General features: G+C 28.5%; 12 protein-coding genes and 2 pseudogenes. 4 read left to right on the top strand and 10 right to left on the bottom strand.

Annotation, left to right across the window (positions count from 1 at the left end; translation table 11 throughout):
- Window positions 1-4: 4 nt before the first annotated feature.
- The 6 genes from D9V42_RS05715 to D9V42_RS05690 all read right to left on the bottom strand — a co-directional run bounded on the left by D9V42_RS05715 (window position 5) and on the right by D9V42_RS05690 (window position 6,363).
- Window positions 5-757: a hypothetical protein gene (locus D9V42_RS05715; RefSeq protein WP_122063697.1), complete on the bottom strand. Its 753-nt coding sequence runs from the start codon at window positions 755-757 to the stop codon at window positions 5-7.
- A gap of 13 nt (window positions 758-770) precedes the next feature.
- Complete coding sequence (locus tag D9V42_RS05710) at window positions 771-1,520, bottom strand: ATP-binding cassette domain-containing protein (protein ID WP_122063695.1); 750 nt, start codon at window positions 1,518-1,520, stop codon at window positions 771-773.
- Window positions 1,521-1,651: 131 nt separating this feature from the next.
- Complete coding sequence (locus tag D9V42_RS05705) at window positions 1,652-1,852, bottom strand: PLDc N-terminal domain-containing protein (protein ID WP_122063692.1); 201 nt, start codon at window positions 1,850-1,852, stop codon at window positions 1,652-1,654.
- Window positions 1,853-2,745: 893 nt separating this feature from the next.
- Entirely contained in the window at window positions 2,746-3,948 is a 1,203-nt protein-coding gene (locus D9V42_RS05700; RefSeq protein WP_122063689.1) for a DUF418 domain-containing protein, read from the bottom strand.
- A gap of 307 nt (window positions 3,949-4,255) precedes the next feature.
- Window positions 4,256-4,633, bottom strand: a complete 378-nt coding sequence (gene mecI / locus D9V42_RS05695) for a mecC-type methicillin resistance repressor MecI (protein ID WP_122063687.1) — start codon at window positions 4,631-4,633, stop codon at window positions 4,256-4,258.
- Window positions 4,630-6,363 (bottom strand): BlaR1 family beta-lactam sensor/signal transducer, encoded by a 1,734-nt coding sequence (locus tag D9V42_RS05690; RefSeq protein WP_208639071.1) that lies wholly within the window; start codon window positions 6,361-6,363, stop codon window positions 4,630-4,632. The genes mecI and D9V42_RS05690 overlap by 4 nt, the downstream gene beginning before the upstream one ends.
- Window positions 6,364-6,484: 121 nt before the next feature.
- Between D9V42_RS05690 and mec the strand changes: the two are divergent.
- Window positions 6,485-8,481 (top strand): annotated as a pseudogene (mec, locus tag D9V42_RS05685) (PBP2a family beta-lactam-resistant peptidoglycan transpeptidase).
- 95 nt (window positions 8,482-8,576) lie between these two features.
- The gene (gene blaZ / locus D9V42_RS05680; RefSeq protein ID WP_063842862.1) at window positions 8,577-9,428 is read left to right on the top strand and encodes a mecC-type penicillin-hydrolyzing class A beta-lactamase BlaZ; all 852 of its coding nucleotides are present in this window, start codon (window positions 8,577-8,579) and stop codon (window positions 9,426-9,428) included.
- A 114-nt stretch (window positions 9,429-9,542) separates the two neighbouring features.
- Here blaZ and D9V42_RS05675 read toward each other — a convergent pair whose 3' ends face one another.
- Window positions 9,543-9,977 (bottom strand): GNAT family N-acetyltransferase, encoded by a 435-nt coding sequence (locus D9V42_RS05675; protein ID WP_122063681.1) that lies wholly within the window; start codon window positions 9,975-9,977, stop codon window positions 9,543-9,545.
- Between the two features lie 60 nt (window positions 9,978-10,037).
- Window positions 10,038-13,179: pseudogene (locus D9V42_RS15330) on the bottom strand (DEAD/DEAH box helicase).
- A gap of 83 nt (window positions 13,180-13,262) precedes the next feature.
- Here D9V42_RS15330 and D9V42_RS05660 point away from each other — a divergent pair.
- Together D9V42_RS05660 and D9V42_RS05655 are read left to right on the top strand one after the other, a co-directional pair.
- Complete coding sequence (locus D9V42_RS05660; protein ID WP_122063678.1) at window positions 13,263-13,520, top strand: hypothetical protein; 258 nt, start codon at window positions 13,263-13,265, stop codon at window positions 13,518-13,520.
- Between the two features lie 405 nt (window positions 13,521-13,925).
- Window positions 13,926-14,291, top strand: a complete 366-nt coding sequence (locus D9V42_RS05655) for a DUF4870 domain-containing protein (RefSeq protein ID WP_122063675.1) — start codon at window positions 13,926-13,928, stop codon at window positions 14,289-14,291.
- Between the two features lie 114 nt (window positions 14,292-14,405).
- Here D9V42_RS05655 and D9V42_RS05650 read toward each other — a convergent pair whose 3' ends face one another.
- Both D9V42_RS05650 and D9V42_RS05645 read right to left on the bottom strand, forming a co-directional pair.
- A complete protein-coding gene (locus D9V42_RS05650) occupies window positions 14,406-15,245 on the bottom strand; it encodes a CPBP family intramembrane glutamic endopeptidase (RefSeq protein WP_122063672.1) in 840 nt (279 codons plus the stop codon).
- A 38-nt stretch (window positions 15,246-15,283) separates the two neighbouring features.
- Window positions 15,284-15,616 (bottom strand): helix-turn-helix domain-containing protein, encoded by a 333-nt coding sequence (locus tag D9V42_RS05645; RefSeq protein WP_122063669.1) that lies wholly within the window; start codon window positions 15,614-15,616, stop codon window positions 15,284-15,286.
- Window positions 15,617-15,770: the final 154 nt, after the last annotated feature.

The raw sequence follows: 15,770 nt of genomic DNA, 5'->3' as shown, positions 1-15,770 counted from the left end.
ACCTTTACAATTTAGTTTTAACCCTTAGTGGTCGGAAGTAATTTACTATTAAACATACTATGCATACAATAATCCCAATTATAACTTGGTAAAATATTCTTTTATATTCTATATCTCCAGAAAGAACATACTCTGGTCTAAGTAAAGTTGTTGGAGACCATTTTTCAAAATCATCAATATTATTAAGAAAAATTGATAAAAATACTAGCGCCTCTACAGACAAGGCAGATATAAAAGGAGAATTAATCCAAAAAGAAATCGTTGCACTTATTGTAGAAAAAATCAATAAAGCAATCATTTGAATAAATAAACTTATTAAAGCACTTCCTAAGTCGAAACTATCAAAAAATACCCAAGTTACATATAAAGTACTTAAACTACCAACTACTGCCCCTAAAGCTATTATAAATAAACTAACGGTCAACTTTGGATAGAATATTCTACCTGAATTAATCGCTCCAGTTTTATAATACAATTGCATTGATTTATCTTTCCCTAACCTACATGTATCAGCTACAATATATGCACAAATTAACATGACTAACTGCGATGCATTTTTAAAATACGAAGTAAATAAATCTTGCCATTGTGGATCTTGCATTATTACTTTAGTTCCTTCATTGCTACTCAAACTATTTAAAATATCGTTTGAGTAATACGCCATTAAAGGTGATGAAAAACCAGAAAAAAGAAAAATAGCAAAAATTATGAGAAAACGCTTACTTCTAAACCATGATAATAACTCTAATTTAATCATTAATCTCTCCTACTTATGAATTATTTAATTTATTTACTTGTTCTGAAAAAGCTTCATCTAAAGTGATTTTGCTTCTTGTAATGGTTTGAAGTGATTCAGTGAATTCACTAATCACCATAAATACTTCACTTAATTCGGAAACTTTTACTTTTATATATAAATCATCATATAACGAACATGCCATATCTTTATGCCTCATAGTATTAAATAAATTTTCAGTTGCTTGTTTATCTTTTAATTCTATATACATATATTCTTCATCTTTTTCTATAAATTGATTTAATGAGCCATTATAAATCAATTTACCTTTATTCAATACAATTAATTCACTCGCAATTTTTTCTATATCTTTTAAATTATGACTAGATATCACGACCACTCTTTCACTTGATATCCTCTCAACCAAGTTCAATATATCTAGTTGCCCAAAAGGATCTAAAGCACTCGTAGGTTCATCCAAAAAAATAAGTTTGGGTTCAAGTATAAGCGCAGATGCAATACCTAACCTCTGTTTCATACCACGTGAAAATCCGCCAGATAACTTTTTTGAATGCCTCTTTAAGTCGACAGAAACTAATACATTATCAATTTTATCTTTAAAATCACTAACTTTTTTGCCATTCAATTGTAACGTCTGCTCTAGAACTTCTTGAGGTGTGAGAAATGGCTCAAAAGACGGAACGTCAGGGCAATACGCTATTTCATTTTGTTTAACAAAAACCTCTCCTGTATGAGGCCTTAATTGTCCTAATATGGTATTAATAAGCGTGGTTTTCCAGCACCATTAGGCCCTATTAAACCAATTACGCCATTGCCCTTCTCTATATTAAACGTTACTTATCTAAAGCTTTAAAGCTTTTAAATTTGATGGTTAGATTATTTATCTCAGCAATTTTATTCATCATTATCACCTAAAACATCTCGACCAATGATGTAATAAATTATTCCTCCCAAAGGAATTGAAATGCATATAATTACACCCCATAACCATTTAGGTAAAAACTTTGTTTTGTTAACTTTTAACAAATCAACAAAACAAATAACCAAGTATATTGCTATTATCATTATTATTGGAATTAAAATTTTCGGTTCCATAAAAACAACTCCTTTTTAATTGTAATGATATTATTGAGAATTTTCTGATAAATTTTCGGGATTAATTTTGTATGACACAAATCGTTGCTTTAATAATAGTTTAAAATTAACACTCGTCACAAAATGATCTTGTATGGCATCAGATATAGCATTTTTTCGAATTTGAGAGGTTGAATATAATTTTTATTGCCATTTCATAAAAAAGATTTCATAATAGTCACCTTCTATATTTAGTATGGGAGTCAATTAAAACTTACCACAATTTCACAACCAACACTATATATATATAATATAAATTTTTTTCAGTAAAAATTAGATTGAGAATTATTTTTTCAAAATATATGTACTAATTGCTTTATAACGGATTTTCGATAAAGTCTCTGACTTATGGTATGAAGTGAACCTAGTCATCTTATACAACTGAATAAATTAAGTTTAATTAAAACAAAGCAAACGTCAATTTCAATAGAAATTGACGCTTGCTCTTTAATCAGAGCTATTTATGTCTCTAATACATTATTTTGTTTTATATTTTTAAGACATGCTATTTCATTCATCTAGCAAAATGTAATATAGCTTCCCTGACATCTAACGTCAAGGAAGCTATTATTCTTGATAATATTCTATTACAGCAGACAAATTTTCAATAAACTCTTTTTTGAGACTCAGTGGCTCAAGAATCTAAACCCCTTTGCCATATATCAATAATCATTGCGGTACGTATTTATGCATAACGTTTTATTCAAGTTGAAATTCTGCTTGATTGAATCTTAGTGCTTTTAAATAATGTCCAAAAACTAATTATGATCAATATGATCAAAGGCACTATCATATTCAATAAACTATTCTATACTGATTCACTAACCTATTACTAGGCGCTGACTCTCCGTTTTTTAATATTTATTAGTTCTAGAGTAAAGTTGTTTTTCTTTATTTGGTTTGAACTTCAAATAGGTAAATACTCTTAAAATATATTCAAGCGGTCCGTATCTTAAATATTTTTGATACCATAATGCAACCATCACTTGAATGATATACAATACTATAAATGTAATAAGACTGAAAATCAGTGTGTCTTTACCAAAGTACCCTAAACCAAAGCCATAGAAAATGAGTACACCCATTACGCTTTGTGATATATAAAATGTTAATGACATTTTCCCTAAACTTTCAAAACCTCTAAATATTATATGATTGTTGTATTTTTGGTATAGGTATTTAAATAATGCAACATATCCCATTGCCAGTAAAAATCCAAATACATATGTTAAATTTTCTGCTAGATCTTTATTTTCTATCCATAGATATGATGATTTTAAGACTAGCGATATTGGTATTAAATAGATGAATAATTTAGAGGACCAAAAATCTTTGGCATCTTTTTCAAACCATTTACTTTTAGAAAGGTAAATACCTATTCCAAAGAATGTAGCTTCCATTACAAACACAGCTAAAAATATTAAAGCAATTGATTCTCCAAATATACCTTTCAACTGTTTGAAAAATGGATCCTCTAATTCATCAGTGGCATTATTTATTTCATTATAACTACCATTTTGATAAATATCCTTCACATTTTCAACATAGGTTTCTTGTTTGTGCTTGTTCTCTGGCACTTCACTTTTATCAAAGAATGAAAATGACAATAATGCGATAAGTAGTAAAACGGCGATAATTGTAACCCACTTAAAGAAACCTTTGTTTAATGATATAAAAGGTATAACAATTAACATAGAAAGCCCATAACCCATTAATATATCCCCCTCCCAAATGAAAGAGGCATGCAAAATACCGATTATTAGTATAAATACTGCTCGTCTAAAAAGTTTCACCCTTGGCCGCTTAATACTTTTATGCTTCATTGATTGGTATAATTTATCCAATGAAAAACCAAATAGTAATGTAAAAATAGGCATAAAACTACCTTCAATAAATATTTTTATAAAATGGAAGACGCCTAAATTAAATGTATTTAAATTATAAAATTCTATGTATGATTTCCCTGACAATCCATATTGAAAAATAAGTAAGTTTGCCAAAAAAATACCTAGCAAACTGAAACCTCTGAGCGAATCTGCCATTCTTATTCTTTTCATTTTTTCACCCCGAGGTAAATGATAACATAATAAATAATTGTATAACGCTTAATTTTTAAATTTGTAGATATTGTAAACTTATTTGCTATATAAGTATAATAACGATACTTTATATTTTATTGTTTCTATATATGTATCACATATATCAGTTTGTTATATTGTCCTATACAAAAAAGGTTAGGTACCCTTAGATTACCTAACCTCTAAACTGTAGAATCGCCTCTTTAACAAAGGATAATTTATCAATGCTTTCTTTTTATGGTACCAAGCTTTTGAAATTCTAATAGTTATTTGAAAATACTCCTTCTTAATCTTTCTTTTTGTTTAATATATTTTTTAATTCCTCAATTTCTTCTTCAGACAATTCTTCATTTTCCACAAAATTTAAGACTAATGAATTTAATCCACCTTCGTATACTTTATCCAAAAATACTTTAGAAGTTTTGTACTTCATATTCTTTTCCTCTACAATTGGAAAATATTCAAAGATTTTATTTCGATTTGTTCTATCTATGAATTTCTTTTTGTAAAGACGGTTAATCAGGGTTCGTATTGTTTTAGGACTCCATTCCTTATGTTGCTGTACTATTTCTATAACTTCATTAGCACTAATTAATTTTTTATTCCAAATAGTATTCATTATTTCCCATTCTGATGCTGATATATCATAGCCTTCATTCTTCATTTCATTAACCCCAATTCTTCAAGAATTTTTTCAGAAATATTTTTCGCTTTTTTACCACTGGCATTGTCCTTACTGTCTAAATGTGTGGCAAAGTAGTATGATTTTCCGTTTTTTTCAATTGTTCCAATAAACCATCCATTAGTTTCCTTACCGTTTATGATACCTGTTCCAGTTTTACCTGAATATCTATATTGGTTAGATTTATTTAGCGTAATACTATCTTTTACAGCGTTGATATACTTTTCATCAAATTTTAGTTGTTGGTTATCCAACTTCATTAACAAATTAACTTGTTCTATTGCAGAAATTTTTAAAGAGGATTCATTCCAATAATTTTTGCTTCCTGATATGTTTTCATTACCATACTGTAATTCACTTATATAACTTTTAAGCTCTTTATTTTTTATACTGTTATTTATATTTTCAAAATACCAATTCACAGAATACCTCATTGCTGAATTTAAATTTTGATTTTGATTCCACTCTTTAAAAGCATTTTCTTTGCCATCCCATTTTTGTTCAGTATTATTCAATGACATAACGTTTCTATCAAATCCAATTAAAGCTAAATACAATTTATATGTAGAATCAGGTGTGTATCTCTTTCTACTTTCTTTTTCATTATATAAGAAGTACTCTTTTTTCTGATTATCAAATAATACAAAACTACCATTAAATCCTAAGAAATGAGAATCTAATTCTTTCAAGTTTGTGTATTTGATATCATCCGTATATTCGCCCTTGTCAGAGTGAGCAGAAACCATCACTCCTTGTAGTAATATCAATATAGATAAAACCACATACGGTATCATTTTCAATTTACGATTTCGGGAACTTTTGAATTTTGAAATATTCACAAAACGACTCTTTAAATTAGATTGAGTACCTAATAAATATTTTGCTGCAAAATCATTAACTGATTGCTTCTGTATAGCCCAACATTTCAAAATTGCCTCACCATATCTTTGATGATTTGATTGGCTTAATCTTTTAAGTACTTGATTATCACACGAGATTTCACAATCAATATTAAATAATTTTTTTGATACATATAATGCTGGATTAAACCATAGCATGATGATAAAAAATGTGAATATATAATTACTCCATAAATCCTTATTCTTAATATGAATGAGTTCATGGCTAATTATATAATCAATTTGTTCTTCGTCCATCATATACATAATATTTGTAGGTAAAACGATATAATATTTTCCTAACCAAAAGACCATTGGATTCTCTATTTCATCTACGTGACTAATTACAATAGACTTGCTTTTGATGTTTAAATTATTTATACATTTTTTCAAATGATTATCTAATATTGAAGATTTAATAGATAAATCTTTTATAAAGGCAATTTGTTTAATAGCAGCAATAAATTTAAAGCTAAAAAATAGTAATCCAATAAACCACACTACCAATAAAATAATTAAAATAAATGTCATTTCATGATGTTGGATATTCAAAGCTAAATCTTTGGTTAAATTAGTACTTTCATTTGATAAATTATGATTACTAGACTTAGATGAATGCGAAATTATATCAGCTGAAAATATACTGGGTATTTTAACTTTCACTATATTATTTATCGGCAATAAAGGTAAAAATAATGAAAGCAAAACTAATAACCAAATCTTATGATTTAACCGAGTCTTAAAATATTTAATACATATAGCACGCACAATGATAATTAGCAACAAAGTCAGAATTGAACTAATTATACTCATTACCAAGAATTGTTGTAGCAATTTTCACACCTCACTTCTTAAATATTATAGCATTATTTTGACAAACAGACTACAAGTGTAATACTATTAGATTACATTTGTAGTATACGAGGAGGAATAAATGAAAAAATTTTATATTAGTGTACCACTTCTTTTACTAATTATGATGATAATAACTTGGTTATTCAGAGATGATGATATTGAGAAAACAATTAATTCTATTGAAAAGGGAAACTATAACAAAGTATATAAAAGTAGTTCAGAAACATCTCAACTGGCATATGGAAAAGAAGAAATTGTAGATGGGAATAAAAAATATACAAAGATTTAAGCGTTAATAACCTAAAAATTACTAATCATACCATTAAAAAAATTGGAAAAGATAAAAAGCAAGTTGATGTTAAATATAATATATTTTCAAAATATGGAACTATACAACGTGATACACAATTAAACTTTGTTTATGAAGATAAACATTGGAAATTAGATTGGGATCAGGGGGTAATAATACCTGGATTGAAAAATAGACAAAAAATTAATATAGAAACGTTAAAATCAGAGCGAGGCAAAATAAAAGATAGAAATGGAATAGATTTAGCTAAAACTGGAGATACATACGAAATCGGTATTGTCCCTAACAAAACACCCGAAAATAAATATGACGATATTGCTCGTGACTTACAAATTGATACAAAAGCTATAACCAATAAAGTTAATCAAAAATGGGTTCAGCCAGATTCATTTGTACCAATTAAAAAGATAAATAAACAAGATGAATCTATAGACAAATTAATTAAATCATACAATTTACAAATAAACACTATAAAAAGCCGTGTTTATCCATTGAACGAAGCAACAGTACACCTTTTAGGTTATGTGGGTCCAATTAATTCTGACGAGTTAAAAAGTAAGCAATTTAGAAACTATAGCAAAAATACTATTATTGGAAAAAAGGGCTTAGAACGCCTCTATGATAAACAATTGCAAAACACTGATGGTTTTAGGGTATCCATTGCAAATACTTATGACAATAAACCTTTAGACACATTATTGGAGAAACAGGCTGAAAACGGAAAAGATCTTCATTTAACTATAGATGCTAGGGTACAAGAAAGTATTTATAAACATATGAAAAATGACATTGGATCTGGTACAGCATTACAACCTAAAACTGGCGAAATTTTAGCTTTGGTAAGTACTCCTTCGTATGATGTTTATCCATTCATGAATGGAATAAGCAATCATGACTACCGTAAATTAACTAACGATAAAAAAGAGCCTTTACTCAACAAATTTCAAATCACTACATCACCGGGTTCAACCCAAAAAATATTAACGTCTATTATTGCATTAAAAGAAAATAAACTAGACGACAATACTAATTTTGATATTTATGGTAAAGGATGGCAAAAAGATGTATCGTGGGGAGATTATAATATAACAAGATTTAAAGTAGTAGACGGCAAGATTGATTTAAAGCAAGCAATAGAGTCATCAGACAACATATTTTTTGCACGTATTGCATTAGCTTTAGGCGCTAAAAAATTTGAGCAAGGTATGCAAGATTTAGGGATTGGTGAAAATATCCCGAGTGATTATCCCTTTTATAAAGCACAAACTTCAAATAGTAATTTAAATAATGACATATTACTAGCAGATTCAGGATATGGACAAAGCGAGATACTAGTAAACCCTATACAAATTTTGTCAATCTACAGTGCTTTAGAAAATAACGGAAATATACAAAATCCTCATGTTTTACGTGAAACAAAGTCTCAAATTTGGAAAAAGTCTATTATATCTAAAAAAGACATAGATATATTAACTCATGGTATGGAACGTGTAGTGACTAAAACACATAGAGATGATGTCTACAAAAATTATGCCCGAATTATAGGTAAATCTGGCACAGCAGAATTAAAAATGAAACAAGGGGAAACCGGAAGACAAATAGGTTGGTTTGTTTCATATGATAAAAATAACCCCAATATGCTAATGGCGATTAATGTTAAAGACGTTCAAAACAAAGGGATGGCTAGCTATAATGCTGCTATATCTGGAAAAGTTTATGATGATTTATATGAGCATGGAAAAACTAAATTTGACATAGATGAATAATTTAAATACTTCTTTTGACTTGTTGTTAATTAAGTATATTTGAAGAAAAATCATTTTCAAAAAGATTACATTTGTAATATATAGGAGGAATAAAATTGAAAAAATTAATAATTTTAATCATGTTAGCATTGATATTAAGTGCTTGTAATACTAAGCATTCAACTAATAATGATATTGAAAAACTCGAAAAAAAATATGGTGCTAACATAGGTATGTATGCGCTTAACACTCAAAACAGTGAAGCATTATCATTTAATGAAAATAAACGTTTTGCTTATGCTTCCACATTAAAAGCTATAAGTAGTGCCATGCTACTTGAGCAAACACCTTACAACAAATTAGATAAAAAAATTCACATCAACAAAGATGATATCGTTCCATATTCACCAGTGTTAGAGAAATATATCGGCAAAGAGATAACTATTAAAAAACTTATAGAAGCTACCATGTTATTTAGCGATAACACTGCTAACAATAAAATTATCGATGAATTAGGAGGGTATGAGCATGTAAAAAATAGACTGACAGATTTAGGAGATACAACTACACATCCATCTAGAAAAGAACCCGACTTAAATTTTTATTCGCCAAAGGATAAACGAGATACAACTACTCCAATGGCCTATGGTAAATCTTTAAATAAACTTATAGTTGATGGAAATCTTAGTAAAGCGAACAAAGATTTATTGCTTGACTTAATGTTGAAAAATAAAAGTGGCGATACATTAATTAAGGATGGCGCACCTTCAAACTTTAAAGTTATGGATAAGAGTGGTCAGGCACTAACATACGGTTCAAGAAACGATGTTGCACTTGTTTATCCAGATGGACAAGATAAACCTATCATTTTAGTTATATTTACAAATAAAGATAAAAAGGATGGTAAACCTAATGATAAAATAGTAAGTGAAGTCGCCGAAATTGTATTAAAAAATATGAGTAAATAACTATATACTCGTGCTAAAAAATGTAACAATTTTTGCTTCGAAGATGGTTATATTTAATTGATCAAGGCTAAGACAATTCGATTTGTCCTAGCCTTAATTTGTTTAATATCACTTTCATTCATTAGTCCATTCCATAAAGTATTCATATTCTTGAGTTTCTTCTTCTAAATTTTTACATTTAATTTCAAAGTGACGTTTTAGATAAAAACGAGTTGCTCTCACATTTTTCTCATATACATATAACTTCAATGTGTTATAGTCATTTTTTAGTTTTTCCATAAATAACTTTCCTATGCCTTTATTTCGGTAACTATCCTTAATAAAAATCCCCGCAATATCATTCTCATATAAGCCAACAAACCCTATAATTTCATTTTCAACGTAATATACGTAAATGATTGAATATGGTAACATCTTTTTTACTTGATCTAGATTATTAATCCAATAATCACGATTTATAAAATGATGTGCTTCTAAATTAGCGTCCAACCAAATCTTTGAAATAATATCCAGTTCTTCAGAGCTTGGCGACTTCAACTGCTTTATCATTATAACAATCCTCCATTATAATATTTAATTAAACTTACAAAACTACCTCTCAATAAATCATTAATCAGTATTCTTTTCTTTATATATAATTTCATAAAATGGTTTAGATTGAATTCTTTGAAGGTCTCCAATCACATAAAATTCTTTTTTTGCTCTTGTAACTGCTACATTTAATAAGTTAGGCTTCTCACACGACCAGTTCACAGCACCATCTTGAGTGTTGTCAGTACCAACTACAAAATATACTTTCTGTGCTTCTTTTCCTTGGAAAGTATGAACTGTCCCAATAGATTTATTAATCCATTTATTGATTATCTCACGATCAACATTGATTTTAGTTGATAATTGGGATTTCACTAAAGTTTTTATTTGTTTTGTACTGCTGCAAATGGAGATATCACAATCGAACTTGGTTCTATCTCCCCATCTTTAATTGCTCTATGCCAATCATTGACTAGTAATGCAAATACTTTTTCTCCTTGCTCTTTCACATATTGCTTTTGAACTGAACTTCCATTTATATTATACCAACCTACTTTACCAACCTTTTTAATATTACTAGGTAGCACCATTTTATTATTATAGGCAATTTGATTAGCAATAGTGAACATGGGATTTAAGCAACGTCTATGCACCCAAAGTGGAATTCCTATCCATTTTTTTTGCTCATCATCAGTAGAATCTTTTTTCCAGAATCCGTAATAGTTAGCATGGTCTGCAACAGATTGTACGGAAGCTTCTTTTGATACCAAACGCTCTGGAACATTATAATTTTTCCGGATGTTGTCTATTAAATGACTTTCTAATGTAACAACCGGCTCTATTTGAATGGGATCACCCACAGCTGTCACCTTTTTAGAACGGTATAAAGCGCCAACAGCTGCTTGAGGAACAGCCTGTCCCGCTTCGTCTATAAATAAATAATCGATAAAGTCCTTGGGTATACCTTGATACATAGATTTAAAACTTGCAAATGTGGTACTTACAATTGGAAATATTAGATGTATCACATTCCATGCGTTATGTATTACCTCTGGTTTTGCATCTATTAATTTACGTCTGTCTTTAAAATCCTTTATAGCATAATAAATAGTTGTATTATTAGCAATCAATAGTAATTTATGTAATATCATTGCCCTTAAAAATAACATTGCACGTCTATACTGTAATTCATCACTTGTCCATAAATTAGAAATTTGTCGTTCATCATAAGTATCTTTGTTCCAAAAGTCTTTCGAAGGAATTGTAATATTTGATTCATTACGAAAGACTTCAAATTCTTGCACTTTAAGAGTAATGTTTTGCAACGCTTCTTGTGTTTTTATTAAGCTTTGCTTTAATGATGATTGTTTTTTATTTTTATTAGAAACATCATCTTGTTTGGCTTTTTTTAATTTCTCTAAACTTAATCTCTGCTCTAATAATTGTTGTCTTTCTTTGTTATATTTCTGGAAATGTTCATCTTCTTCTGAGTTAAACATAGCCTTCAATTTATTGACTAAACCTTTATTATTATCTTTTATAGATTTTATTAAGTCATTTAAGACATCCAATTGTTTATCATTATTATTGATTTGATCTTTTATTTCTTTTAATTCTTTGTCTTCATTATCTATTTCAAAATTTAATTGTTGTATGTTATTTTTCGCTGCTTGTTCTTTGTTTTTTAATAAATTTTCTTCACTTATATATTGTTCATAGTCTTTATATACTTCAAAAGCCTTAATTGATTCATTTTTTAGCTTTTCTACATTTTCAAGTTCTTCTGAAAATAATTGTTGCTGTACTTTCCACTCTTTCATTAATGCTTGATAACTTAAATCATTATTCTCATTTTGTAGCATTTTAGCAAAACCTATAGAATCTTTGTCTTGCTTTAAGAGTTGATCTAAAACTTTATTAATATTTTTACTTCTACCAAATACACCCGAAAACAATCCCCAAGCTTTTTCACCTATTAAGTCCTCAGCAGTTTCAGAAAAAGCCTTTAACTCTTGTGCTAATTCTGCATAGTCCTTTTCATATTCAGGAAATGCACAATTGTCCGGATTTCTAATAATCTCTTCTAATTTAGGTAAATCTTCAGATATATTCTCAACCGCTCCATTATTACTTGAAGCAACGACCATTTTATACTTTGAAATAGCTTCTTTTAAAAGATATACATCCTTATCATCTGTTTCATGTAACTTCGTTTTTACAAATGCCTTTTTCGGACTATCCAGCTTCACTAATTCTTTACCTCTTTCAACAACATAGTGGGCAAATATATCTTTTAGTAAGGTTGTTTTTCCTGTGCCAGGTGGTCCATTAACCGAACTAATCTTTTTATCACTTCTTGTTATTTGATTTACAGCGACTTGTTGCATGAGAGATAGTCTAAACTCAGTCTGTGATGGCCAACGACCATCAGGTAATTGTGAAGGGTGTAAGAAATGCTCGATGATTTCTTTATTCTCATCGACTTCTATTCGTTGGTCATCTTCTAACCCTTCTATATAATCTACTAATGTTCGGTTCGGACCTTTTTTGGCCATTTCAATATCACTTACAAAGAAACTATTGAATTCTGGCTGAGGTGTTTCGTAATCTTTCACAAATTCTATAGCTACATAATGTGAAAATAAGCCTAGGTTTTTTGAATTTAATACTGAAAAATATTTTTCGTAAGCTTTATCCATTTTCTTTCATTAATGGCTTCGCCTGCTAAAATTTCATTTATTTTTTGTATGAACTTTTTAACTGAGTCATTGAATTGCGTTTCTATATTTGCATTTTTATCTTTTTCAATTTCTTTTAATGCAGACATAATCATTGGAATATGTATAGAATCACCTATGACTTTACCGTTTTCATCAGTATTGAAGGTATAACCATAACAATGTGTTGCATTAGGATTATAAATCTCTGAATAACTATCGAAAATCGATTGAATTTTCAGATTAATCTCATTATATCGAAAACAATACCTATAAAATTTAAAAATTCTTTCTCCCTTTTTCTTTTTTTCATTCGAAATAATGAAACGAAAATCATTCCATATATCAAAGTATTCGTCAAAACTTTGAAGCTGTGTTTGCTTACATTCATTCTTAAAATGATTAGCTGGCAGTATATCTTCAGTTGTATAACTCACTTCGCCTGGACTTAAAGATTCAATTAATAACCACGCTGACAAAGTATCTTTTACCATTTGCCCCATCATATCCCACCTTGATTATCTATTTTTAATTAACACTATTTTAACAAATAAATTAAGTCTTTTAATAGATTTTTCAAAAAGTTATGAATGAAGTTAACACGCAAGAACAAAATACACAGAAAGAATCTAGTGATACATCAGATAATAGAAAAGTTGTAACTCGTGAAAATGTTTTCGACTATTGGTTAGCTGAAATTGATTCCAAACTAGAAAATGATTCAAATAAAATTCAATCCCAAGAACCTCAGTACAAAGACAATTATTGGTTAATTCCTGCAAATAATAAGCGTGGTGCAGGTTCATACTCCTTTAAAGTATATAATGATGAACAGTTGAATTAGAATAAGAATTGAACAATACATGCAACAAACCTGATGTAAAATTATTGTCTAGGAGTTACATTTGTTGTGATAAATATCAAACTTTATAGACTTAAATAATCTAAAACATTTAAAAACAATTATGACAAGTGTACAAATATTAAAATCATGAAGTCCGGTCTTGCAAATTCATATTAACTTGGGAATATATACTAGAAATTAGTCATTGGAACTAGAGTATTCTAGGGAAATAAACATTTTGAAAAACATAAAAAATGAGAGAATTAATTAATCTGATCATGTATAACTATTATTAATAAATTAAACATATATATTGTACTTAAAAAGATGTATACAAGTTGAGCAAAATCAATTAAACTAATTATATAGTAGTTCGTTTTTATATAAAAAATGAAGTAGTTAAAAATGAATTTTCAAAATCAATCAAAAAACCCACATGCTTTCCCAAATGTAAGTCAAAACGATAAGACAATGGCTATGTTAATATGGATATTAAATATATTCACAGGATTTATTGGTCCATTAATTATATGGATTATGAAAAAAGATGAATCTAAATATATAAACAGACAAGGTAAAAATTACTTAAACTTTGCAATAAGCTATACTTCGTACATCATTGTATCTTGGATATTAACTATCGTTCTTATTGGTTACATCCCGCTATTTATTTTATCAATCGCAGGATTTGTCTATGCGATTATTGGTATTGTCACAGTAAATAAAGGGGAAGATTTTGTTGTACCTCTTACAATCGAAATTATCAAGTGATAAAATGGTTGGCCAAGTATGAAATTAAGATATTAAACTTAATTAAAATAATAAAGACAGACAAAAATAAAGCATTCTTCATTACAAAATGAAAAATGCTTTATTTTAATTTATTCATTTTATATTGGAATTTCTTACATGCCTTTTTCTGAATAAAAGTATGACTATAACTAACATATAACTTAATATAGAAATTATTGATGCATCCGTACCGTAACCGCCACCTGTTATAAATACATTGCTACTATTTATTATATACTGTATGATACCGTAGTCTTCTTTACTGTTTGTCATAACAAATATACCTCCAATATTCCAAAACATATGTAATGATATACTAGCCCAAATTGAAGAATACTTATAACAAGCAATTCCATACATAATTCCTGCAATGGTTCCAGCAATAATTAATAAATAAAAATCTAAACCAACTAATTTTCCATTGAACAAATGTACCAAACTGAATAGTACAGATGTTGATATAATTGCTACTAAGATATTTGTTTTATCTTCAATGTATTTTAAAAGCACACCTCTAAATATAATTTCTTCTACAATTGGCGCAACGATACCTGATATGAATAATACAGAAATAATCATTTCAATATACTCTTTTTCAGAGGCAAATTGAGTAACAATTATATCTCCAGATATAAACACAAAATAAACAGTTATGACTATAATCGGTAAAACCAAACCTAAAATTAAGCATAACGGATAAATCTTAAAAGTAGTAATTCTATAATATGATAGCGTGTTTTTCAAACCTTTCTTAACTAATAGGTTAACTAGACCTATAGTCACTATCAGATAAGTTAAACCATGCAACAAATATTCCAAAGTATACAAACTAAATATATGCCATAGGATGCCTATATTTTGCGCGAATACAGAAATAATAAATAATATGATACTCAATCCTACAATTTTTAAAATATTAATTAAAACTTTCATAATGAAAACTCCTTAACAACAATTAAGGAACTTATATATTAACCGAACATTTGTGAAAGTGTACCACCGATAATTAATACGATTACAATGATTAACCACCATTTTTTAGAAGCAAATTCCCATATATTCATTGGTACATGTGCATAGTCTTTATCATCAGAATCTTCTAATCCGTCTTTACCATTAACTAAATTATCAAGACTAACACCAAACAATTCAGCTAAATTATTAAGCATTTGAATATTAGGCTCTAAAGATCCTTGTTCCCATTTTGAAACAGACTGTCTAGTAGTATTCAATTTCTCCGCTAAAGCTTCTTGAGTTAAACCAGAACTTTTTCTATACTTTCTAATTTGCTCTGCAAGTCTCATATATAAGTCACCTCCCATTAAAGTTATCAATTCTATATGTAATCTTCTGCATATAAAATTGATCATTGCGTCTTTAAATTGGGTTATCAAGTATGTTTTTAGTTAACATCATCACTAGTAAAATGTAAAATAAAAAAACGCATCACTTATGATA

This window comes from Staphylococcus pseudoxylosus, assembly GCF_003697915.1.
In the GTDB taxonomy this organism is placed as follows: domain Bacteria; phylum Bacillota; class Bacilli; order Staphylococcales; family Staphylococcaceae; genus Staphylococcus; species Staphylococcus pseudoxylosus.
This window is presented reverse-complemented; position numbering and strand designations above follow the sequence as displayed.

Coding starts and splice junctions, on each gene's coding strand:
- D9V42_RS05700 (WP_122063689.1), bottom strand. CDS start 3,948: ATGAAAAGAATAAGAATGGCAGATTCGCTCAGAGGTTTCAGTTTGCTA.
- D9V42_RS05645 (WP_122063669.1), bottom strand. CDS start 15,616: ATGAGACTTGCAGAGCAAATTAGAAAGTATAGAAAAAGTTCTGGTTTA.
- D9V42_RS05660 (WP_122063678.1), top strand. CDS start 13,263: ATGAATGAAGTTAACACGCAAGAACAAAATACACAGAAAGAATCTAGT.
- D9V42_RS05655 (WP_122063675.1), top strand. CDS start 13,926: ATGAATTTTCAAAATCAATCAAAAAACCCACATGCTTTCCCAAATGTA.
- D9V42_RS05705 (WP_122063692.1), bottom strand. CDS start 1,852: ATGGAACCGAAAATTTTAATTCCAATAATAATGATAATAGCAATATAC.
- D9V42_RS05690 (WP_208639071.1), bottom strand. CDS start 6,363: ATGAGTATAATTAGTTCAATTCTGACTTTGTTGCTAATTATCATTGTG.
- mecI (WP_122063687.1), bottom strand. CDS start 4,633: ATGAAGAATGAAGGCTATGATATATCAGCATCAGAATGGGAAATAATG.
- D9V42_RS05715 (WP_122063697.1), bottom strand. CDS start 757: ATGATTAAATTAGAGTTATTATCATGGTTTAGAAGTAAGCGTTTTCTC.
- D9V42_RS05650 (WP_122063672.1), bottom strand. CDS start 15,245: ATGAAAGTTTTAATTAATATTTTAAAAATTGTAGGATTGAGTATCATA.
- D9V42_RS05675 (WP_122063681.1), bottom strand. CDS start 9,977: ATGATAAAGCAGTTGAAGTCGCCAAGCTCTGAAGAACTGGATATTATT.